Genomic DNA, 21,024 nt, shown 5'->3' with positions numbered 1-21,024 from the left:
GGCCCCGGGAGCTCAGATCCGGCAGCCGATGAGGTTGGGTTCGGGTTCGAGCCGGATGCCGGTGGATTCCTCGACTCCGTCGCGGATGTGGCGGGCGAGGTCGAGGATGTCGGCGGTGCGTGCCTGCCCGCGGTTGGTCAGCGCCAGCGTGTGCTTGGTCGACAGGCGGGCGCGCTGTTCGCCGATCCCGAATCCCTTGTGGAACCCGGCTCGGTCGATGAGCCAGGCGGCCGAGGTCTTCTTCCGGTGCTCATCGCGCATGCCGGTGAGCGGGTCGATGACCGGGTATTCCGGCGCCCCGTCGGGCAGCGGGGTGGAGAGCGGGACGATCGGGTTGGTGAAGAACGACCCGCATGACCACGTGTCGTGGTCGGCAGGGTCGAGGACCATGCCCTTGGAGGCACGGACGGCGAGCACGGCTTCGCGCACTTCGGCCAGCGGCACCCGGTCTTCGAGGTCGACGCCGAGCGCAGCGGCGAGCTGCCGGTAGCGGATCGGCGCGGACTCGGCCGAGGAGGTGAGCGCGAAGCTGACGTCGAGGACGACGAAGCGCACGGTGCCGATCTCGGCGGTGGTGCGCTTGAGCCGGGAGGTGCGGTAACCGAATTCGAGCTCGGCGCGCGGCAGGGTGATGACGTCGCCGGAGAGCCGATCGTAGACGGTGACGGATTCGAGGGTGTCGGCGACCTCGGCTCCGTAGGCGCCGACGTTCTGCACCGGGGTCGCACCGGCTGAGCCGGGGATTCCGGAGAGCGCTTCGAGCCCGGAGAGCCCGCGGGCGACGGTCTCGGCGACGCAGTCGTCCCAGTTCTCGCCGGCTGCCACGCGCAGCAGCACCCGGTTGCCGCCGAGCTCGGTGAACTCCATGCCGCTGGTGCGGATGAGGCACACGGGCCCGGCGAAGCCGTCATCGCTGATGACGAGGTTGGATCCGCCGGCGATGAAGAGCACATCGGGGTTCAGTCCCTGCCCGCTGCCGGCTGCCTCTCCCCCGCTGCTGGGAAACTCAGCCGCCCGGTCAGCAGTCAGCGGGTGGGCGGTGAGGAAGTCGATCAGCTCCTCGCGGGTGCCGGCGACGGTGAGGTCGGCGGCCGGGCCGCCGACGCGCATCGTCGCGTAGTCCGCCAGCTGTGTCCGGCTCACGCCAACCGCACCTTCGCCTGGGTGCGTCCGAGCACGGTGTCCTCACCGCAGCTGACGGAGATGTCGAGGCGCACGATGCCGGCCTCTTCATCGATTGCGCCGACGACGGCGGCCATGTCGAGGTAGGCCGTCGGGGTGTCCGGGGTGCCGGAGGCCGCATCGGCGACGATGACCGGGGCGGTGAAGCGGGTGCGGCAGTCGACGATCGCACCGGGGTCGGCGGCCCATTCGGTGATGCGGGCGAGCACGGATCCCATCGAGAGCATGCCGTGGGCGATGACGTCGTCGAGGCCGACCTCGCGGGCGAAGCGCTCGTTCCAGTGGATCGGGTTGTGGTCTCCCGAGGCGCCGGCGTAGGCGACGAGATCAGCGCGGGAGAGCGGGATGCGGGCGGAGACGACGGTGCGGCCGACCTCCTGGTCGCGCAGCTTCGGCGCCAGGTCGGTGCCGGAGGGACGGTATTCCTCGCGTTCGACGGGCTCGTTCATGCTTCTCCTCCTCGCACGACGATCGTCGAGGTCACGGTGACCACGGGGGCGTCGTCGCTGTTCGCGTCGGTAAGTTCGGTGCGGGTGGTGATCATCGCATGCCCGCCGGCCTCGCGCAGTCCATCGACGTGGCAGACGGCGTTGAGCTTGTCGCCGGCGACGATCGGGCGGGCGTAGGTGAACTGCTCGGAACCGTGGACGACGCGGGAGAAGTCGATGCCGGCTTCCGGGTTGGAGATGTAGAGCGCTTCGGCGCGCTGGGAGGGGATGACGGCGAACGTCGGCGGGGCGACGACGTCGGCGTAGCCGAACTCGGCTGCGGCCTCAGCACTGCGGTGGGCGCGGTTCTGCGCCCCGGTCGCGCGGGCGAACTCGATGATCGCCTCGCGGGAGACCTCATAGGGCTCCGGCAGGGCGTAGCTCGCACCCTGCAGCTCGGTGTTGACAGCCATCGGCAGATGTACCTCCTTGGGCACAGGCACGGTGCCCGTGCGGGTTCGTCCGGCTCAGGTGGACAGACTGCCGGCACCTCCCGGCCGCTGACCGGGGACGTGCGGCAGTCCCATGTCTGCGAGTCTATCGCCCGGGGCCGGGCACCCGCATCATCGCCAGGGCGTAGTCGGCGAGGTTGTCGGCGGCGGTGTCCTTGGGCACCGGCCCCTCGGGGTCGTACCACTGCGAGGTCGAGGTGCACATGTTCGACACCACGCGGCCGGCGAAGCGCCAGTCGGGGTTGGTGAATGCACCGGTCTCAATGCCTTCGCGCGCGAGTGCGTCGACGGTGTGCTGCACGTCGCGACGCAGTCCGGCGATGCGGGAGCGGTCGGGTTCGTCGATGCTGCGCATCTCACTGGCTCCGATGAAGCCCTTGCGCCGCTGCTCCAGATGGAACAGCGCCAGCTCGCGCACCACTTGCCGGTAGCGCTCCTCGACCGGCTGGCCTTCTGCCGCCGTGAGCACATCGTCGAGCCGGCTGATGAGCTCGGCCATCGTCTCGTCCATGAGGCTGACGAGCATCTGCTGCTTGGACGTGAAGTAGTGGTAGACCCCGGCGACGCTCACCCCGCCAGCCTGCGCGATCTGCCGCATCGAGGTGCCGTGGTAGCCCCAGCGCACGAAGCAGTCGATGATCGCCTCGACGATCTTGGGATGCGGGGCATCGGGGGCGCCGCGCACGAGGTGTGGGGCACCGGCGTGTTCGCGGCCGCCGGGTCCGGTGCGCACCGCGCTCGGCTCGAAGTCACCGGAGTACATGAGGTCCTCGAGTTCGAGGCCGAGCACCTCAGCCAGCTGCGAGACCCGCTCGACGGTGACGGAGACGCGCTCGCGCTCGATGAGGGACAGGGTGGCAGGGCTGACACCGATCTGCGAGCTCAGCTCCTCAAGTGTCAGGCCGGCTCGCGTGCGTGCGGCTCTCACGCGCCCACCGACGCTGGCACCGCTCAGATCCGCTTCTTTAACCATGCTAAACAGCATAGAGCACGGCGCGGTGCTGTCCAGCCGCCTGCCCCGCGCCCCGGCTTCTCTGTGCGGCCGCGGCGGGCCTTGGCGCTGCCGGCAGGGTGGAGTTCTCGGGGTGACGTGCGACCTGCTCCACAGTCCATGTGTGCGCCGAACCATGGAATCACAGCTAGCAGCGCCGGCAGGCGATGCAGACCTCCTCATAGAGATGCCGCAGGCACCGTGGCCTGAGGACAGCGCGCAGCTCACAGACACCCCGGCCGCCCTCTCAGCCCGCCGAGACCTTCGGGATCAATACCCGAATGGGTATTGACAGCAGACAGGCCGATGCCGAAGATCGACACACGTCTACCTAACGTTTGTTCACTGCAACTAAAATTTCAACACAGCGATCGCTTCCGCCGCCACCGGTTCGGACCCTGCGGCACAGATCGCACATCCTGAGTTCTATGGGAGGAACGCCATGACTGAAGCACTCGACCTCACCGCTCTGCTCGCCGATGCCCCGAAGAACTGGGGGAAGTGGGGCCCAGACGACGAAGTCGGGGCCCTGAACTACCTCAGTGCCGAGGAGGTGCTCCGCGGTGCTGCTCATATCAAGACTGGCGAGGTGCATACTCTGCAGCGGCTCATCGGCGACCCGCAGGGCGATCCAGTGTGGCCGGGCCGCTCTCCGGCTGAGCGTGAAATGGTGATGGACGAAGCCACCTGGGATAGCAATGATGCACCGCAGTTCCCCGGCGGGCTGCACTATGCAGACGACAAGATCGAAGCATTCCTGCAGGGGTCGACCCAGTACGACGCCCTCGGCCACGTCTGGTACGACGGGAAGCTGTGGAACGGCTATGACGCTCGCACGACCATCGGGGGCATGGACAAGGCGAGCGTCGAGCCGATCGCTCAGCGCGGTGTCGTCGGCACCGGCGTGCTGCTCGATATGGCGCGTCATTTCGGCGTCGAGGCGATGGAGGCCAATCACACCTTCGATCACACTGACCTGCTGGAGTGCGCGGAGCGCCAGGGAGTCACCATCAGCAAGCGAGACATCCTCGTCATCCGCACCAATCACCTCCAGCTGTTCTTCGAACAGGGCGATGACTTCTACACCGACTTCTGCGAACCAGGGCTGACCTACAGTCCGGAGCTTGTGCAGTGGTTTGCCGACATGGAGATCCCGAATCTCGTCACCGATACGATCGCCAACGAGGTCACGACCGATCCGGACTCCGGTGCAGCACTCGTCCTGCACAATGCGCTCATGCGCAACCTCGGGGTCGCCTTCACCGAGATCTGCGATCTGGAATCTCTGGCAGAAGCATGCGCCGAAGACCGCCGCTACACGTTCTTCTACGTCGCAGCACCGTTGAAGATCCACCGGGCCACCGGCTCTCCGGTCAACCCTGTGGCGCTGCGATGACGACTCCACGCCGCCGACCACCGGATCCGATGCTGCCGCTGGAACAGCACCTGAGCCCACCGCATCACACAGTGCCGCAGATGTGCGCTTCGGCACTGGCGACTGACCCTGACGCCGAGGTCATCCACGCCTTCGACCGGAGATGGACATACGCCGAGGTCGACGCTGAGGCCCACCGCCTTGCGCGCGCTCTCGCCGGCACCGGAGTGGCGGCGGGCGACCGGGTGGCGCTGTTCGTGCAGAACGACCCCATCTTCGTCACCGGGCTGCTGGCCACATGGAAGCTCGGGGCGATCGGCGTGCCGATCAACCCGATGAACACCGGCCGGGAGCTGGCGTTTCAGCTGGAGGACTCCGCTGCCGTGGCGCTCATCGCCCTCCCTGGGCTGTGGACACAGGTCGCCCAGCAGGTGGTGGCAGACGGCATCGGAGACGTCAGGCTCGTCATACTGGCACCGCATACCGCATGGAGGCAGACCGGAGAGCAGTTCGAGACATCTGCCGTCCCCGTGCCGCCCGAGCTGCTCGGCCGTGTCGGCTCCGCCGAGGTCGTGTCTGCTGATGCTCTCCCACACGGGTCGGACTACCGGCCGGCTGCGGTCTGCGCAGATGATGTCGCGCTGCTGACGTACACCTCGGGCACGACCGGCAGGCCCAAGGGTGCGATGAACACCCATGGGAATCTGACGTTCAATGCTGAAACCTATGTGCAGATGTCGGCTCTTCAGCCCGGTGAGCCGATTCTGGCGATCGCTCCGCTGTTCCACATCACCGGGATGGTCGGTCATGTGCTGCTGGGCTTGCGCGTGGGAGCACCGATCGTCCTGAGCCACCGCTTCCACCCGCAGGTGATGCTCGAATCGATGCGCCACAGCCGTTCGGTCTTCACCATCGGAGCGATCACTGCGCTCATGGCGCTGGCCGACTGCCCGGCGGCGACGGCCGCTGACTTCGCCAGCCTGCGCACGATCTACTCCGGTGGCGCTCCGATCGCACCGGCCCTGGCCGACCGGCTCGAAGGGATCTTCGGCACGTATGTCCACAATGTCTACGGCATGAGCGAGACCTCCTCGCCGACACACCTCGTCCCCCGCGGCCAGCGGGCACCGGTCGATCCGGTCTCCGGCGCACTGTCCGTGGGCAGACCGGTATACGACACGCAGGTTCGCATCGCCGATGAGCAGCGCGCCGATGTCCAGGCGGGGACATACGGGGAGATCCTGGTGCGCGGTCCGCAGATCACGCCGGGCTACTGGAATCGCCCCGATGCCATAGCGGAGAGCTTTGCCGATGGGTGGCTGAGAACGGGTGACATCGGGTTCGTCGACGCAGACGGGTGGTACTACCTCGTCGACAGGAAGAAGGACATGATCAACGCCTCCGGCTACAAGGTGTGGCCGCGCGAGGTCGAGGATGTCCTCTACACGCATCCCGCCGTCGCCGAGGCCGCCGTCGTCGGCGCCGCAGACGCATACCGCGGAGAGACCGTCATCGCCTTCGTCACGCTGCACGAGGGGCGCACCGTGACCCCTGGCGAGCTCATCGATTTCTGCAAAGCCGATCTGGCCGCATACAAGTATCCGCGCTCCATCGAGATCCTCGATGAGATGCCGAAGACGGCGACGGGGAAGATCCTGCGCCGAAAGCTGCGCGGCACCTGAGCCCGGCGGTAGAGCGACTGCAGGAAGGAAACCTGGCGCAATGAGGAGAACCCCCACCCGGCGGGTGAGGGTTCTGCTTCAGTGGTAGCGGGGGCGGGGCTCGATCCCGCGACCTCACGATTATGAGTCGTGCGCTCTAACCACCTGAGCTACCCCGCCGCAGTACCGCTTTTGAGCGGCACGAGAGCCCCGAAAGGGAATCGAACCCTTGACCTTCTCCTTACCATGGAGATGCTCTGCCGACTGAGCTATCGGGGCAACGAGAAAACACTATACACACTTTCCAGCCGCGGGCAAAATCAGCTCCGGGGTGCTCAATCAGCGTCGTATTTGGCGCTCAGATAGCCCTGCAGACGGCCCGGGTGATCAGTGATGATGCCGTGCACTCCAGCGGCCATGAGGCGCTCCCAGTCGGCAGGCACATTCGACGTCCACACAAGGCATCCGTAGCCCTCGGCCATGAACTCCTCCAGCAGCGCCTGCCGGAGGAAGAAGCCGCGCCGCGACGGGTTGTAGAAGGTCACATCGAGATCCGAGGCCAGCGTCTTGTCCTCCGGCCGTGGAACCATGCGCAGCAGCCCGCGGGCAACCATGGGGATGAGGTCGCGCACGGCCGTGAGCGTTGCGGGAGAGAAGCTCTGCAGGATCATCCGGTCAGCCATCCCGGTGGCCATGATGTCGTCAGCGACCTGCGCGATCGCACCTGGCGACCAGTCGTCTTTGAACTCCAAGAGCAGGTTGCCGTCGAAGTCTGCGAGGTTGGCGAGCACGGTGCGCAGCTTCGGCACCCGCTGGCCGATGAAGCCCGGGCCCAGCCACGAGCCGGCATCGGCCAGTGAGATCCGCTCGTCGCTCATCTGCGCTGCGGTTCCCGTCGCAGGTGGTGCGGTTCAGGGTCGTATCGTGCAGCACGATCGGGGTCCCGTCGGCACTGATCCCGATGTCGATCTCGATCCAGTCGGATCCGAGCACCCGGGCGGCTTCGATGGCGACGAGGGTGTTCTCCGGTGCGACTCCCGAGTAGCCGCGGTGGGCGATGACCCACGGCTTGTGCTCCCCGCCGGGGGTGTGCGGGTACCCGTGGTCGGCGAGGAACGCCTCGAGCATCAGTTGACTCCTCGCATGACCTGCCCGAGGCGGATGTAGCCTTCGACCGCGATCGCACGCCACAGCATGGCCGCGGCTTCCGGATCCGACTTCTCCAGCTTCTCGATCGCGGACTTCGACAGCAGTTCGACGACGGTCGGCTCAGCGACGCGGACATCGAAGGGCTGATGGTAGGTCTCATTGAGGGCGAGCTCACCGAAGGACATGCCGGCGACGAGCTGCGCGTTGACGTCGCCGCCCTCATCCTCAGGATTGAGCGTGTGCACCTCGCCGGAGACGATGAACCGAATGCCGTCGAACTCGTCACCGACCTTGCGGACGATATCGCCGGTGTCGTACTCCTCGCGCTTGAGCAGGCTGACGACCTTCTCACGGATCTTCTCGTCGATGCCTTCGAGCAGCACTGGAGTGGAGATCGCCTCGTCGGGGAAGCAGTCCTCGTCGCCGTACTCGCGGAGAATCTGATCCTCGGCCCATGACAGGGCATCGTTGCGGTCCTCGAAGATCTCGACCTGCATGTCGACGGGCACCAGAAGGTTCGCCAGCCGGTCGAACGGGTCGACGAGACCGAGGGAGGTGTCGACGTCGGCGAGGGCGGCGGCCAGCCGCGAGATCGCCTTGACTGAGACCTCGGCGATGTGATCGGCACGCGAGAGGTCGACGACGACGCAGACGGTGTTCTTGTCGAATGTGGCGACCTCACGGGAAAGCACTTCGATGCCGGAGAACAGCAGGTCGCCCATGACTTCGAGCACGTGGGCGCGCTCGCCGTATTCGGTGAGGACCGCCTCGGCGGCTTCCGGACGACGGGTCGTCGAGGGCACATGGTCGATGGTGTCGTGCGTGCGGATCGTCGACAGGCCGGCCTTAGAGGTGCGCACGAAGTGCAGCTCCAGGTCGCGGGAGAGGATCCGGTGGGCGGCCAGACCGCGCACGCTCGAACCGTGCTGGTCGAGCGGCGGAGCGTAGGTGGCGATGCCGAGCTGGCCGGGCAGAGCGGAGATGATGCCGCCGCCGACGCCGCTCTTGGCCGGCATGCCGACCGAGGACACCCAGTCACCGGAGTCGTCGTACATGCCGCAGGTGAGCATGACCGACAGCACCCGCTGGGCGACCTGGCGGGAGAACACGCGCTTGCCGGTGACCGGGTTGACGCCGAGGTTGGTCAGCGTCGCGGACATGATCGACAGGTCCTTCGCGCTGGTGAGGATGGCGCACTGGCGACTGTAGTCGTCGAAGGCCGGCAGCGGGTCGCCGTCGATGATGCCCCATGAGGCAAGGAACCATGACAGCGCGCGGTTGTGCATGCCGCCGTCGCGATCCGCCTCATATGAGACCTCGTCGACTTCGAGGTCCCGGGCAGCGCAGTCGGACATGACGCGCAGGATCTTGTCGAAGACCTCGCCGTCGGAGTCCGGCAGAATCTGCGCGGTTGCCGCAATCGCACCGATGTTGATGAGCGGGTTCTTCGGCCTGCCGGTGTTGGCCTCACTGGAGAGGTCCTTGAACGAGGAGCCGGAGGGCTCGACGTCGATCTTCGCGTCCATGAACCGGAAGCCGCGGTCCTGCAGCGCGATGGCGTAGCAGAACACTTTGGAGATCGACTGCATACTGAAGGGCACCTCGGCGTCACCGGAGGTGTAGGTGTATCCGTCAGCGGTTGTCATCGCCAGGCCGCACAGATCAGGGCCGGCCTCGGCGAGAGAGGGGTTGTTCTGCGGCTGTTCACCGCCGTGGACATCGAAGAGACGCTCGTGCACGGAGTCGAGGTACTGCTGAATGGGCGATTGCATGGTTCCAGGCTAGCCGACACCTCCTGCCCCACGCTGACTGTTCGCACGGCAGAGACAGCGAACCCCGTTGATGTCTGAAGTTCGCGCGACGGAGACGGATGGGCACCGGTTCGGCGACGAGTGGACGGCGAGGCGAGCCCTCCGCATCTGCAAAGGCACTCGCGTCTGCCCCGCAGAAGCGTGCAGCCATGAGGTGTTCATCACTTCTATGAGGTGCATTCAGCTCACATTCATCTCGCGTGAGCCCTCTACGCAGGATTTGCACATGCGTCAGCTAACCGCCCACTAACCACTCACCTGCTGTTACTGTGCAGCAGTGCATGGCTCAAGTATGCATTCATAAATGTGTCCGCAGATGCGACTGTATACAGATACTATACAGGCATCTCTGTCGAATTGAATTGTTTATATCTTCAAATTCACATAAACTTGAGCCTGCTCCACGCTGGCGCCTGGGCCACTTCCAAGGCGCACAGCCACTGAAGCATGCCGCAAAACAACCCACGTGAGGAACGGATCTCTCATGACCGAAACGCCAACGCAGAAGAAGCCCAATCGTCGTGCCGTCAAGGCAGCCGCAGCCGGTGCCCTCGGTGTGGCCCTGCTCGCCGGACTCGGCACCACCTTCGCCAAGTGGTACGAAGAGGCCTCGATCGGCGAAAGCAGCCTGCAGTCAGGTCACCTGAACATGACTGTCGACGGAGCCCAGTGGACCGACCTCAACAGCGGTCAGACCATCGATGAGGCCCAGTTCAAGATGGTGCCCGGTGACAGACTGCGCTACACCGCAAACGTCACCCCTGACCTCGAAGGCGACAACCTCGTCGCCACACTGAAGGTCAACACCACAGGCACCGTCACCGGCGATCTTGCCAATATCGTCGAGGTCACGACCGTTGTCGGTAACGGCACCGAGACCGAGCAGACCGTCAGACCCGGCGACACTGCCGCGATCCCGGTGTCCGTCGAGCTGACGTTCCCATTGACGGCTGATGGCGAAGATCCGGCCGAAGACAAGTCCAACTGGTGGGGCGACCGTGGCGAGGACGGAACCGTCAACCTCTCCGAGATCAAGATCGAACTCGATCAGAACGACAACCCCTGATCTGATGACCGTTGCCTCCGTGCGACGGGTAGCGGCAGCCGGGGTGGCCGCCGGTCTGGGACTGGTCCTCCTGTCCTCGACCGGCGTCACCCTGGCGAAGTGGTACGAAGAGACCACCCTGCCGGATACCCAGATCTCCTCCGGCTCGCTCACGCTTGAGGCCGGCTCCACCGCTCCGGTGCAGCTGCACAGCCGCTTTCCCGAAGATCAGCGGACCTTCACCGGCGGCACCGCATGCACGACACCGAGCGGGTTCGCGGCGTGCCGTGAACTCACGGCAGCTGAACTCGAAGGGCAGCTGCTGCTGCCCGGCGACCAGCTGCTCATCGAGGAGAGCTTCCACGCCGCCGGCGAGGGCACGAACCTGGAAGCCGAGGTGCAGATCGACCGCAGCAGCGCGACGAACGAACTGCCGGCCGGAACGACCGCACGCTCGGAATTCCTCCGCGACGGCCAGCCGGTGAACGAACCGGTGGCGATCAGCGGAAGCGACCCGGATGAGGCCAGGACCGCAGTATGGCTGGTGCGCACGACCGTGACGACACCGGAGAAGTGGCCTGCTTCATTCGAGGCGAACAGCATCGACCTTGGCGCCCTGACCGTCAGCGTACGCCAGGTGACGCCCTAGTCCGGTCCCGCTGGGCCGGCACCGCAGGAGATGAAAGGAGCACAACCGTGAGACGCACATGGATCACCCCTCTGTCCATCGCGGCAGTGCTCCTCGTCTTCATCGCCGTGTTCATCGCTCCCACCGGCGCCACACTGGCGCGGTGGTATGACGAGCTCACCACCGATCAGGTGAGCGCGACCGCCGATGAGTACACCTTCGACTTCGCGGATCAGCCCGACTCCACCGACAATCCGGATCCGGCCGATCCGCCGACCTGGAACCACCCGGGCATCAGGGTGACGAATCATTCGCAGACCCTGGCACGGACGATGCACATCACGCGCACGACGCTGGCGAACCGCTACAGCTACGGTTCGACCGCGCCGGACATCTACCTCGACCCGATCCGCAACTCCCGCATCGTCTACACGCTGGCTCCGCACGGGGAGACCTCATGTCACAGCACCGGCCACGAAACGGTGTGGACAGTGAAGCAGACCGGCACCTCGGCTCCTGCCGACGGTGTCTACACTCCGCTCACCGGCGACGCACGGTTCACGCTGCCGCCGGGTGAGACGCGACTGCTGTGCATGCGCGTCGACCTCGGCGTGCCATCTGAGACCACGGAAGAGCGCGAGGTGCTGCTGCGCCGTTTCGCCGGCGCCGGCATCAAGGCCGCAACCGAGGTCGAAGCAGTCGAGAAGCTCTCGACCGACGGCACGGAGAGCGCGCACATCACCAGCCTCTACCGCGTGGCGATGCCCCAGCTGATTCCGTCACCGGAGGTCACGAGCGTCAACGGCGCCGCCCTGGGCTGCGAGCGCGGCCAGCAGCGCACGACCTCCGGCTATATGAAGCTGGCATGGGAATGGCCGGCGAGCACGTCGATGGCATCCTCGGCGCACATCATCGCCCGGTGGGAGGTCTGGTCACGCCCGACCGGCGGAAGCTGGGCGAAGATCACCGACTCGGCCGTCCTGCGCAAGACCGATAATCCCTTGGCCGAGCGGTTCCCCAACGGCAACATCCCGGAGGATCAGCGCCAGGTGTTCGTCGAACGCGGCATCATCCGCGGTCCCGGTGGCAACGGCGTCCCGGCCTACCGCGATTTCGCCATCGTCGGCGTCATGAACGACACCCAGCAGACGACCTTCGTCATCTCCCAGGGCTGGACCGTGTCCTGGGACGGCCTCACCGGTAAGCAGAACAACTTCTGCGAGCGCAATATCGTCCCGCCGAACAACCTCACCGGCGACCCGAACATGCCGAGCGAGGAGTGGTGATGCGCACCCTCCTGAGATGGCTGCTGTGGATCGTCGCCGGGGCCCTCACCGCCCTGCTGCTGGCGATGGTCGTCGTCCCCCGCCTCATGGGGTGGGTGCCGCTGACGGTGCTGACTGGGTCGATGGAGCCTGCGATCCCGCCGGGTTCGCAGGTCTACGTCAAACCGGTCGAGGGCGCGTCCGAGGTCTCCGTCGGCGATGTCATCACGTTCATGCCCAACCCTGATGACGACACGCTCGTCACGCACCGGGTCACCGGCATCGGTGTCAACGGAGCCGGCGAGAAGTCCTTCACCACCCAGGGTGATGCCAACAACGCGCCCGACCCGGAGGCGGTGCTGCCCAAGCAGATCCGCGGCGTCGTCGTCTACCACCTCCCCTACGTCGGACACATCGCGCTCGGCATCGACGGGTCGACGAAGATCGCTGCGATCACCGTCATCGGCCTGACGCTCATCGGCTACGCGATCTGGCAGCTGCTGCTCGCCGGCCGCGACCGCGTGCGACGCCGCCCGGATTCCGAGGATGAGACCGCACCCGAGGAGCACTCCCCCGACGCCGAGGAGGTGCGCACTGATGCTTGAGACCTCCGCCTTACAGCACGCCCCCGCGCGCCGAGTCGCACGCGCCCTGCTGGCCGCCCTCGCAGCCCTCGCTCTCACCCTGGGCGTGCTGCCTGCCACGGCGACCACCGCCTCGGCGGCGGCTCCCATCGACGTCTCCGTCGACGGTGAGCACTGGGCGCCGCAGCTGCCCCGGCAGCTGTTCGACAGCGTCGACCGCCTCTCCCCCGGTGACCGTGTCGACGACACGGTGTGGCTGAGGAATGCCACCGATGTGCCGATCGCCGTTCGCGTGCAGATGCGCTGGATCGGGCCGGCGGACACGGCAGCGATCGACGATGTACTCGCCGTGGGCATGAACGGGAGCTCTGCGACCGTCCGCCAGCTGCGTGCCGAACCTCTGACAGTCGACCTCGGCGAGCTCGCCCCGCAGGCTACCGCCCGCCTCGACACCGAGGCCGTGCTGCCGTTCTCGGCGCCGAATGCGACGCAGTCGCGGTACCTCGATCTCGATCTCGTTCTCCAGCTCAGCGGCGAAGACGATCCCGATCCGCCGCCGACGTCTGAGCCGAGCCCTGACCCGAACCCTGACCCGAGTGCGGACCCGAGCGATGAGCCCGGGCCGGATCCGTCCGCCTCGACCACCTCGCCGGGACCTGAGAGCGACTCCGAGGACGGCGATCGCAGCCCGCCGCGCGATGACGAGGCCGACCGCTGGGCACCGTTGCCGCGCACCGGAGCGGAGACGCTGCTGCTCCTGGCGGCAGGGCTGGTGACGATCGGCGCCGGCATCACCGCGCTGCTTGTGGCTCGCCGTCGGCGCCACGATGCAGAAGAGGACGCCACACAGCGCTGAGGCGCAGCCGAACAGATTCCCCCACCTCAACCACTTGCCCAACTGGAAAGTGGTTGATACTCTGACATCAGTTGCTGAAAGCGACAGACGAAGAGACGAAGGAGTCACGATGACCGACCGCACCTCAGCACACGCCCACCAGCACCCCGACCCAGCCGAAGCCCGCGCATCACTCGCCGCAGCCGAACAGGCGCACACCACCTCGGCGCGTGCCAACACGCTGCCCCTGGCCGCTGGCCTCCTGGCCTCCGGGGCAGCGATGACCGCCGGGTCGCTCGTCGTCGCCGCTGACGCCGAGGCGGGAGGCTCACCGCTGTTCATCCTGCGGATCCTGCTCTCCCTCGCACTGCTCATCCCCGGTGCGGTCATCTACTCCGCCGCCCGCTCGTGGGCGCGCCGGGACACCGCCCTGCTCGTCACGGTGCTCGTGCTGCAGGTGGGCGCCTACATCGGCGCGGCGATGGCAGCGAACCTGCTCGCCACCCCGCTGTACGCCGACCTGGCCGCCGGCTTCATCATCCTCGTCACCACCGTGGCGATGGCCGTGCTGCGCCGCCGCGCGTGAGCCGCCAGACAGGAGAACGATCATGAGCACCCACCAGAATGCGATTGCACAGCTGTGCCCGCTGCTGACGAACCCGACACGGCTGGCCCTCGTCGCCGGACTCCACGGCTGTGTGCGAGCGGACTTCCGCACGATCCGCGAGCAGCTCGGCGTCAGCGATTCGACGCTGTCGAAGCACATCTCCGCCCTCGAAGACGAGGAGATCGTGGCCGTCCGCAAGGGCTTCGTCGGCAAGCGGGCGCGCACGTGGCTGAGCCTCACCCCAGCCGGCCGGAAGGTCTATGACGCGCATATGGCCGGCCTGCGCCAGATCGCGGACCTGGCGTTCAGCGAAGCCGAGGCGGAAGACGAACCGAGCACCAGGTGAGCCGCAGCCGGCACCACCCTGCGAACCCGGCCGCACAGGCCCGGCGACCGCACAGGCCTGGCGACGGCATAGTCCCGGCGACGGCATAGACCCGGCGACGGCGAAGGCCCGAGGCGAGAACGCCTCGGGCCTTGGCTGTGGCAGGTATAGGATTCGAACCTATGAAGGCAATGCCGGCTGATTTACAGTCAGCTCCCTTTGGCCGCTCGGGCAACCTGCCAGGTGTGCGCTTGACGCGCATGCGCGCTCAAGCACCTATGGAAGAATACTAGCTTCGCGGCCGAAACGCCAATCGCCTCAGCGCCTAGACTGGTGTGCGAACCGTCACCGTCTCCAGGAGGATCCATGGCCAGCGAATCGTCATTCGACATCGTCTCCGAAGTCGACCGGCAGGAAGCCGACAACGCCCTGAATCAGGCGGCGAAGGAGATCCGCTCCCGCTACGACTTCAAGGGCACCGACGCCTCGATCGAATGGTCCGGCGAGTCGATCATGATGAAGGCGGTGAGCGAGGACCGCGTCAAGGCCGTGCTCGATGTCTTCCAGTCCAAGCTCGTGCGCCGCGGCATCTCGCTCAAGTCCCTCGAGACCGGCGACCCGTACGCCTCGGGCAAGGAGTACCGACTGGAGGGTCACCTCAAGGAGGGCATCGACAAGGAGAACGCGAAGAAGATCGCGAAGATCATCCGCGATGAGGGCCCCAAGGGCGTCAAAGCCCAGATCCAGGGCGAGGAGCTGCGGGTGAGCTCGAAGAAGCGCGATGACCTGCAGGCCGTCATCGCCCTGCTCAAGGGCAAAGACCTCGACGTCGACTTGCAGTTCACCAATTACCGCTGACTGCCCCAAGACTGAACCGGCCGGCACCCGTGTGGGTGCCGGCCGGTTTCGTCTGTGCCTGAGGCGGTCGGGGTCAGCCTTCGCCGACGGCGACGGGGTCGGCTGCCTCGACGGCGCGGCGGGCTTCGGCGAGCATGCCCTCACGGGTGGCGATCTTGATCCGCTCACGGCCGTGCGGTTCGCCCAGCTGCTTCTCCGCGGCTTCGAGCCGGTGGTAGCCCTCCCAGTCGACGTAGTCGACGCCCTTGGCGGCAAGCCGTTCGATGATCGCGTCCTCGCCCGGGGCCGACGGGGCCGGCAGCCGGCCGGCGACATGGTCTTCGATGAGGTGGGTGATCGTCTCGAGCGCATCGCCCTTCGTGTGGCCGATGAGCCCGACGGGTCCGCGCTTGATCCAGCCGGTGGCGTACACGCCGGGGATCCATGGCGCATCAGCCGACTCCGACTGCGAGAGCGCATCGACGACGCGGCCCTCGTGGTTCGGGATGACGCCCTTGAGCTCGTCGAAGGGCAGTTCGGTCAGCGGGGTGCCGAAGTAGCCGACCGCCCGGTAGATCGCGTCCATCGGCCAGTCGACGAAGGTGCCGGTGGCGTTGACCCCGCCGCGGCCGTCGAGCTCCTGCCGTTCGGTGCGCAGGCCGGTGACGCCGGTGTCCTCGTCGCCGAGCACGGCGACCGGGGCGTGGAGGAAGTGCAGGTGCAGGCGGCGCTTGGCGCCGGTGGGCTCGCGCAGCGTGAAGTCCGTCAGTGTCTTGGTGACCTGCTTGGTCTGGTTGTTCGAGTGGATCTGAGCCATCGACGCTTCGTCGAACTCGAAGTCCTCGGGGTAGACGATGATGTCGACGTCCTTGACATGGCCGAGTTCGCGCAGCTCCAGCGGCGTGAATTTCGCCTGGGCCGGGCCACGGCGGCCGAAGACGTGGACGTCGGTCACCTCGGAGCGCTTGAGTCCCTCGTAGACGTGGTCGGGGATCTCCGTGGTGAGCATGTCGTCGGCCTGCTTGGCCAGCACCCGGGCGACGTCGAGGGCTACGTTGCCGTTGCCGATGACGGCGACCTCCTTGGTGTCCAGCGGCCACTCCTGGGAGACATCGGGGTGGGCGTCGTACCAGTTGACGAAGTCAGCCGCACCGTAGGAGCGGGGCAGGTCGATGCCGGGGATGTTGAGCTTGGCGTCGACGAAGCAGCCGGTGGAGAAGATGACGGCGTCGTAGTGCTCCTGCAGCTCCTCACGCGTGATGTCGGTGCCGTAGTCGACGTTGGCGAACAGCCGGATGTCCCCGCGGTCGAGCACCTTGATGAGGGCGTTGGTGATGCCCTTGATGCGCGGGTGGTCAGGGGCCACACCGTAGCGCACCAGCCCGAAGGGGGCGGGGAGGCGTTCGAAGAGGTCGATGCTGACGTCGAATTCCCGTTCAGCCTTGGTCAGCAGGTCTGCGGCGTAGATGCCGGCCGGGCCTGCGCCGATGATGGCTACCCGGAGAGGACGAGTCATAACACACCTTTCACCTAGTCAACTCACGATTCTAACGTCCACGCGCCTGATGTCGACATCTCGAGCGGCCAGTATGCGGGAAGTCACAGCAGCGATCCTGCTGTGGACTAGACTGCCGTTCGTGACTGAACGCCCGCTGACTGACGAGGAATCCGCCCGCCGCCGCTCGGGCCTGATGCTCGCTCTCTCCGGCTACCTGTTCTGGGGAGGGATGCCGCTCGTCTTCGCCGCTGCGGCCCCGGCGACGCCGACCGAGATCCTCGCCCACCGGATCGTGTGGTCTCTGGTGTTCTGCACCATCCTGCTCATTGTCGCCCGCGGGTTCCGCCGCGTCCTGGCCGCGGTGCGCGACCTGCGCGTGCTCGGCACGCTCGCCCTGGCCGCGATCGTCGTCTCGATCAACTGGTTCGGCTTCCTGCTCGGCGTCAGCCTCAACCGGGTCGTCGAGATCTCACTCGGCTACTTCTTCAATCCGCTCGTCACCGTGCTCATCGGGGTGGTCTTCCTCGGCGAGCGGCTGCGCAGGCTGCAGTGGGCGGCAGTCATCGTCGGCTGCCTGGCTGTCGTCGTCATCGCCGTGGGCTACGGGCAGATGCCGTGGCTGGCGCTGCTCGTGGCGTTCTCCTTCGGCCTCTACGGGCTCATCAAGAACCGGGTCGGCGGGAAGGTCGGCGCGCTCGAGGGGCTGACAGTCGAGACTGCGGTGCTCACCCCGGTCTGCGGTGCCTACATCATCTACCTCACCGTCACCGGTGCCTCGCACTTCGGCACCGAGGGCACCGGGCATCTGCTCGTCATGCTCGCACTCGGCCCGATCACCGCGATCCCACTCATCCTCTTCGGTGCCGCCACCCGGCGGGTGCCGCTGTCGTGGGTGGGGCTCATGCAGTACGTCACCCCGACAATCCAGTTCATCCTCGGCATCACGGTGCTCGGCGAGCAGATGCCGCTGGCCCGCTGGATCGGGTTCATCATCATCTGGATCGCCGTCGTCATGCTCACCATCGACATGCTGCGCGCCACCCAGGCGCAGCGGCGCCGCGAGATCCGCAAGGCCAACCGGCCCGAACCTCCCCCACCGGCGGCAGCCGGTCACCGCGCATAGGACCCGGCAGCCGGGTGAGCTTCAGGCGACGCGGGAGACGACGGTGTCGGCGAACGCGGCGAGGCTGTCCTTGATCCAGCCGGCCGGCAGCGCAGCGAGGGCGCTGACCGCGGCATCGGACCAGCGGCGCGCTTCGGCACGGGCCTCAGCGGTCACCGGATGGGCGGCGAGCGCCGCACGGGCGGTCTCGAGCGCCTCATCGGAGGACAGATCGGCGGCAAGCAGTTCGACGATCCGCTGCGCCTCAGCGTCACCGGCCGCGGCAGCCCGGCGCAGGTAGAGCACCGGCAGGGTCGGCACACCCTCACGCAGGTCAGTGCCGGGCGTCTTGCCGGAGGTCTGCGCATCAGAGGTCAGGTCGATGATGTCATCGGCGAGCTGGAAGGCCACCCCGACGCGTTCGCCGTAGTCGCGCAGCACCGGCACGAGCTCGGCTGGGGCCCCGGAGGCGAGCAGCCCGAACTCACAGGAGCCGGCGATGAGCGAACCGGTCTTGTCAGCCAGCACCTTGAGGTAGTGCTCGATCGGGTTGTCACCGGGCTGGGGGCCGGCGAATTCGTTGAGCTGGCCGAGGACGAGGCGCTCGAAGGTGCGCGACTGCAGCTCGACGGCGGCGATGCCGAGTTCGGCTGAGAGCAGCGAGGCGCGGGCGAAGAGCAGATCACCGGTGAGGATCGCCACCGAGTTGCCCCACACCTCGTGCGCGGCCTGGGCGCCACGGCGCACCGGGGCGTCGTCCATGACGTCGTCGTGGTAGAGGGTCGCGAGGTGGATGAGCTCGACGGCCGCGCTGGCCTTGACGACATCGCGGGTGCTGGAGTCGCCGTATTCGGCGGCGAGCAGCACGAGCATCGGCCGCACACGCTTGCCGCCGGCGCGCAGCAGATGATGGGACGTCTCGTTCGGCAGCTTGTCGGTCTGCGTGACGGCGATGTCGAGGAACTCCTCGACCTCGTCCAGGCGCGCTGTCAGGGCAGCGCTGAGTTCGGATCCGGCGCCGGTGAAGGAGACCGGCGACAGCGGACCCGTCATGGGTGTCGAATGCTTCGTCATGTCCGTTTCGTCAGCCCTCAGTCGTTCGTCGTCGCCGGTGTCAGCCTCGTCAGTGCGGTGATGACATAGTCGTAGGCGTCCCGGTCGGTGGTGGATCCGTCGTCGTAGAGGTTCGCCAGCAGCTTGACCACGAAGGTCATCACCAGTCTGCTACTCATACCGTACTTGATGCCGAGGCTCATGAGCTCGGGGCGTCCGATGAGCTCGGCGAACACCCGTCCGAGGGTGAAGTAGGAGCCGAAGCTCTCGCGCACGGCGGCCGGGTATTCGGCCAGGCGGCGCCGGCGGGCGGCCTCGGGATAGCGGGCGTAGGTGGAGATCACCTCGGCGGCGATGCGGGCGGCTTCCATGCCGTAGTCGATGCCCTCGCCGTTGAAGGGGTTGACCATTCCGCCGGCGTCGCCGATGAGCAGCATGCCGCGGTCGAAGTGCGGGGTGCGGTTGAAGGCCATCGGCAGGGCCGCTGAGCGCACCGGGGTCAGTTCGGTGGTCTCGTCGATGTCCCACTCGTGGCCCATCGCTGCGATCCAGTCGCGCAGCACGGCCCGGTAGTCGACCTGGCCGAAGGCCGGGGAGGTGTTGAGCATCCCGAGTCCGACGTTGACGGTGCCGTCGCCGAGCGGGAACAGCCAGCCGTAGCCGGGCATCACCTCACCGCCGGTCGCCTGGCCCGAGGCGGTGGTCTGGGTGGGTGCGGTGAGCTCGACCCAGCTTTCGATGTAGTCGTCGTCATGGCGCGGGGAGGAATGGTAGGTGCGTACGGCCACGCCCATCGGGCGGTCATCGCGCTTCTCGATGCCCAGTGCCACGGCCATGCGGGAGGAGACGCCGTCGGCGGCGATGACGACCGGGGCGCGGAAGGTCAGCTCGGGGCCGGTCCTGCGGCCGCGTTCATCGGTGGCCCGGGCGGCGACCCCGGTGACCCAGCCGTCGGGACCGAGGAGCGGATGGGTGGCCATCGTGTTCTCGTGCAGGCGCGCGCCGCACGCGGCTGCGAAGCCGGCGAGGTCGGCGTCGAGCTTCATGCGCGGGCGTGTCAGCCCGTGATCGGGCATGCCCGGCACATCGGGCCAGTCGATCTCCAGGCGGTGGCCGGCGCCGATGAGCCGCAGCCCGCGGTTGGGGTGCCAGCCGTCCGCGGCCCTGGTCGGGATGCCGAGACGCTGGGTTTCGCGCACGGCCCTGGGGGTGAGGGCGTCGCCGCAGATCTTGTCGCGCGGGAAGGAGGCCTTCTCCAGAAGTGCGACCTCGAAGCCGGCCTGGGCGAGGTGGGCGGCTGCGGTCGAGCCGGCCGGTCCTGCACCGACGATGACGACGTCGGCGTCGATGTGGGTCATGCCGTCGGGCCGCCGGCGGGGTTGGGCCTAGCAGCCGGGTTGGGCCCGGCGGCGGGCTTGAGGGCGTGGTGGATGGCGACGATGCCGCCGGTGAGGTTGCGGTACTTCACCTGGTCGTAGCCGGCAGCGAAGATCTGCCGGGCGAAGGTGTCCTGGTCCGGCCAGGTGCGGATCGACTCGGCGAGGTAGACGTAGGCCTCAGGGTTCGAGCTCACGGCCTTCGCCAGGGCCGGCAGCGCGGCCATGATGTACTCCTTGTACGCCACGGCGAACGGCGCGAACGTCGGGGTGGAGAACTCGGCGATGACGAGCCGGCCGCCGGGCTTGAGGACGCGCAGGATCTCCGTGAGGGCCGCGTCGACGTCCTGGAAGTTGCGGATGCCGTAGGTGATCGTCACCGCATCGAAGGTCTCAGCGGCGAACGGCAGGTCGAGGGCGTCGGCGTAGACGAACTCGATGTCCGGGTAGCGCTTCCGACCGACTGCGAGCATGCCCTCGGAGATGTCGCCTGCGACCACCTCGGCGCCGGCGCGCACATACGGAACGGACGAGGCGCCGGTCCCGGCGGCCAGGTCGAGGATCCGCTCACCCGGCTTGGGGTCGACCGCCTCGGTGTTGGCGATGCGCCACAGGCGTGAGATCCCGAAGGTCATGACGTCGTTGGTGAGGTCGTAGCGCTCGGCGACGTCGTCGAACATCGACGCGACGTCGGCGGCCTGTTTGTCCAGCTGGGCCCGGTTCATTGCCCTATCGTCTCAACTGAGCCGCCCGGGAGCCA

Annotated in this window: 21 protein-coding genes, 3 tRNA genes and 1 pseudogene; 11 read left to right on the top strand and 14 right to left on the bottom strand. The window is 67.1% G+C overall.

What is annotated here, in order from left to right; all coding sequences use genetic code 11:
• Positions 1-12 precede the first annotated feature (12 nt).
• The 4 genes from HLA91_RS01710 to HLA91_RS01695 form a co-directional block, all read right to left on the bottom strand.
• Positions 13-1,143, bottom strand: coding sequence for a UDP-N-acetylmuramate dehydrogenase (locus tag HLA91_RS01710; RefSeq protein ID WP_170273269.1), 1,131 nt, complete (start codon positions 1,141-1,143; stop codon positions 13-15).
• The gene (locus HLA91_RS01705; protein WP_170273268.1) at positions 1,140-1,631 is read right to left on the bottom strand and encodes a MaoC/PaaZ C-terminal domain-containing protein; all 492 of its coding nucleotides are present in this window, start codon (positions 1,629-1,631) and stop codon (positions 1,140-1,142) included. Before HLA91_RS01705 ends, HLA91_RS01710 begins: the two co-directional genes overlap by 4 nt.
• A complete protein-coding gene (locus HLA91_RS01700) occupies positions 1,628-2,083 on the bottom strand; it encodes an FAS1-like dehydratase domain-containing protein (RefSeq protein WP_170273267.1) in 456 nt (151 codons plus the stop codon). The genes HLA91_RS01705 and HLA91_RS01700 overlap by 4 nt, the downstream gene beginning before the upstream one ends.
• 124 nt (positions 2,084-2,207) lie before the next feature.
• Positions 2,208-3,095 carry a TetR-type transcription factor C-terminal domain-containing protein gene (locus HLA91_RS01695; RefSeq protein ID WP_170273266.1) on the bottom strand — a complete coding sequence of 296 codons (888 nt, stop codon included), beginning with the start codon at positions 3,093-3,095 and terminating at the stop codon, positions 2,208-2,210.
• Positions 3,096-3,555: 460 nt separating this feature from the next.
• Here HLA91_RS01695 and HLA91_RS01690 point away from each other — a divergent pair, with 460 nt between their 5' ends.
• Both HLA91_RS01690 and HLA91_RS01685 read left to right on the top strand, forming a co-directional pair.
• Positions 3,556-4,509 (top strand): cyclase family protein, encoded by a 954-nt coding sequence (locus tag HLA91_RS01690; RefSeq protein ID WP_170273265.1) that lies wholly within the window; start codon positions 3,556-3,558, stop codon positions 4,507-4,509.
• Positions 4,506-6,170, top strand: a complete 1,665-nt coding sequence (locus tag HLA91_RS01685; RefSeq protein WP_239557137.1) for a class I adenylate-forming enzyme family protein — start codon at positions 4,506-4,508, stop codon at positions 6,168-6,170. Before HLA91_RS01690 ends, HLA91_RS01685 begins: the two co-directional genes overlap by 4 nt.
• Positions 6,171-6,252: 82 nt before the next feature.
• On the opposite strand, the gene HLA91_RS01680 is transcribed toward HLA91_RS01685, so the two are convergent.
• From HLA91_RS01680 to glsA, 5 genes and pseudogenes are all read right to left on the bottom strand, one after another.
• Positions 6,253-6,329, bottom strand: a tRNA-Met gene (locus HLA91_RS01680).
• Positions 6,330-6,355: 26 nt separating this feature from the next.
• A tRNA-Thr gene (locus tag HLA91_RS01675) sits at positions 6,356-6,428 on the bottom strand.
• 56 nt (positions 6,429-6,484) lie between these two features.
• Positions 6,485-7,027, bottom strand: coding sequence for a glycerophosphodiester phosphodiesterase (locus HLA91_RS01670; protein ID WP_239557136.1), 543 nt, complete (start codon positions 7,025-7,027; stop codon positions 6,485-6,487).
• 46 nt (positions 7,028-7,073) lie between these two features.
• Positions 7,074-7,277: pseudogene (locus HLA91_RS13730) on the bottom strand (glycerophosphodiester phosphodiesterase); the annotation flags it as partial.
• Complete coding sequence (glsA, locus tag HLA91_RS01665) at positions 7,277-9,070, bottom strand: glutaminase A (protein ID WP_170273264.1); 1,794 nt, start codon at positions 9,068-9,070, stop codon at positions 7,277-7,279. The gene glsA and the pseudogene HLA91_RS13730, both read right to left, overlap by 1 nt.
• A gap of 523 nt (positions 9,071-9,593) precedes the next feature.
• Here glsA and HLA91_RS01660 point away from each other — a divergent pair.
• The 7 genes from HLA91_RS01660 (at position 9,594) to HLA91_RS01630 (ending at position 14,419) form a co-directional block, all read left to right on the top strand.
• A complete protein-coding gene (locus HLA91_RS01660) occupies positions 9,594-10,175 on the top strand; it encodes an alternate-type signal peptide domain-containing protein (RefSeq protein ID WP_170273263.1) in 582 nt (193 codons plus the stop codon).
• Positions 10,176-10,179: 4 nt separating this feature from the next.
• Positions 10,180-10,803 carry a hypothetical protein gene (locus tag HLA91_RS01655; protein ID WP_170273262.1) on the top strand — a complete coding sequence of 208 codons (624 nt, stop codon included), beginning with the start codon at positions 10,180-10,182 and terminating at the stop codon, positions 10,801-10,803.
• Between the two features lie 47 nt (positions 10,804-10,850).
• Positions 10,851-12,068 (top strand): hypothetical protein, encoded by a 1,218-nt coding sequence (locus HLA91_RS01650; RefSeq protein ID WP_170273261.1) that lies wholly within the window; start codon positions 10,851-10,853, stop codon positions 12,066-12,068.
• On the top strand, positions 12,068-12,652 hold the full coding sequence (locus HLA91_RS01645) for a signal peptidase I (protein ID WP_170273260.1): 585 nt from the start codon (positions 12,068-12,070) through the stop codon (positions 12,650-12,652). The genes HLA91_RS01650 and HLA91_RS01645 overlap by 1 nt, the downstream gene beginning before the upstream one ends.
• Positions 12,645-13,487 (top strand): LPXTG cell wall anchor domain-containing protein, encoded by an 843-nt coding sequence (locus tag HLA91_RS01640; protein WP_170273259.1) that lies wholly within the window; start codon positions 12,645-12,647, stop codon positions 13,485-13,487. Before HLA91_RS01645 ends, HLA91_RS01640 begins: the two co-directional genes overlap by 8 nt.
• Positions 13,488-13,596: 109 nt before the next feature.
• Complete coding sequence (locus HLA91_RS01635; RefSeq protein WP_170273258.1) at positions 13,597-14,052, top strand: hypothetical protein; 456 nt, start codon at positions 13,597-13,599, stop codon at positions 14,050-14,052.
• Between the two features lie 22 nt (positions 14,053-14,074).
• Positions 14,075-14,419, top strand: a complete 345-nt coding sequence (locus tag HLA91_RS01630; protein ID WP_170273257.1) for a transcriptional regulator — start codon at positions 14,075-14,077, stop codon at positions 14,417-14,419.
• A 138-nt stretch (positions 14,420-14,557) separates the two neighbouring features.
• Here HLA91_RS01630 and HLA91_RS01625 read toward each other — a convergent pair.
• Positions 14,558-14,639: transfer RNA gene (locus HLA91_RS01625), tRNA-Tyr, on the bottom strand.
• 125 nt (positions 14,640-14,764) lie between these two features.
• Between HLA91_RS01625 and HLA91_RS01620 the strand changes: the two genes are divergently transcribed.
• Positions 14,765-15,256 carry a YajQ family cyclic di-GMP-binding protein gene (locus tag HLA91_RS01620; RefSeq protein ID WP_102161404.1) on the top strand — a complete coding sequence of 164 codons (492 nt, stop codon included), beginning with the start codon at positions 14,765-14,767 and terminating at the stop codon, positions 15,254-15,256.
• A gap of 73 nt (positions 15,257-15,329) precedes the next feature.
• On the opposite strand, the gene HLA91_RS01615 is transcribed toward HLA91_RS01620, so the two are convergent.
• Positions 15,330-16,751 carry an FAD-dependent oxidoreductase gene (locus HLA91_RS01615; RefSeq protein WP_170273256.1) on the bottom strand — a complete coding sequence of 474 codons (1,422 nt, stop codon included), beginning with the start codon at positions 16,749-16,751 and terminating at the stop codon, positions 15,330-15,332.
• 121 nt (positions 16,752-16,872) lie between these two features.
• On the opposite strand from HLA91_RS01615, the gene rarD reads away from it, so the two are divergent.
• Positions 16,873-17,856: an EamA family transporter RarD gene (gene rarD, locus HLA91_RS01610; protein WP_338076808.1), complete on the top strand. Its 984-nt coding sequence runs from the start codon at positions 16,873-16,875 to the stop codon at positions 17,854-17,856.
• Between the two features lie 21 nt (positions 17,857-17,877).
• Here the strand turns inward: rarD and HLA91_RS01605 are convergent, their stop codons facing one another.
• From HLA91_RS01605 to HLA91_RS01595, 3 genes are read right to left on the bottom strand one after another with little or no spacing between them, the layout of a single operon-like run.
• A complete protein-coding gene (locus HLA91_RS01605; RefSeq protein ID WP_170273254.1) occupies positions 17,878-18,888 on the bottom strand; it encodes a polyprenyl synthetase family protein in 1,011 nt (336 codons plus the stop codon).
• A 38-nt stretch (positions 18,889-18,926) separates the two neighbouring features.
• Positions 18,927-20,246 (bottom strand): geranylgeranyl reductase family protein, encoded by a 1,320-nt coding sequence (locus HLA91_RS01600; RefSeq protein ID WP_170273253.1) that lies wholly within the window; start codon positions 20,244-20,246, stop codon positions 18,927-18,929.
• Positions 20,243-20,989, bottom strand: coding sequence for a demethylmenaquinone methyltransferase (locus tag HLA91_RS01595; RefSeq protein WP_170273252.1), 747 nt, complete (start codon positions 20,987-20,989; stop codon positions 20,243-20,245). The genes HLA91_RS01600 and HLA91_RS01595 overlap by 4 nt, the downstream gene beginning before the upstream one ends.
• Positions 20,990-21,024 lie beyond the last annotated feature (35 nt).

It is taken from the genome of Brevibacterium luteolum (assembly GCF_013004595.1).
Taxonomy (GTDB): domain Bacteria; phylum Actinomycetota; class Actinomycetes; order Actinomycetales; family Brevibacteriaceae; genus Brevibacterium; species Brevibacterium luteolum.
This window is presented reverse-complemented; position numbering and strand designations above follow the sequence as displayed.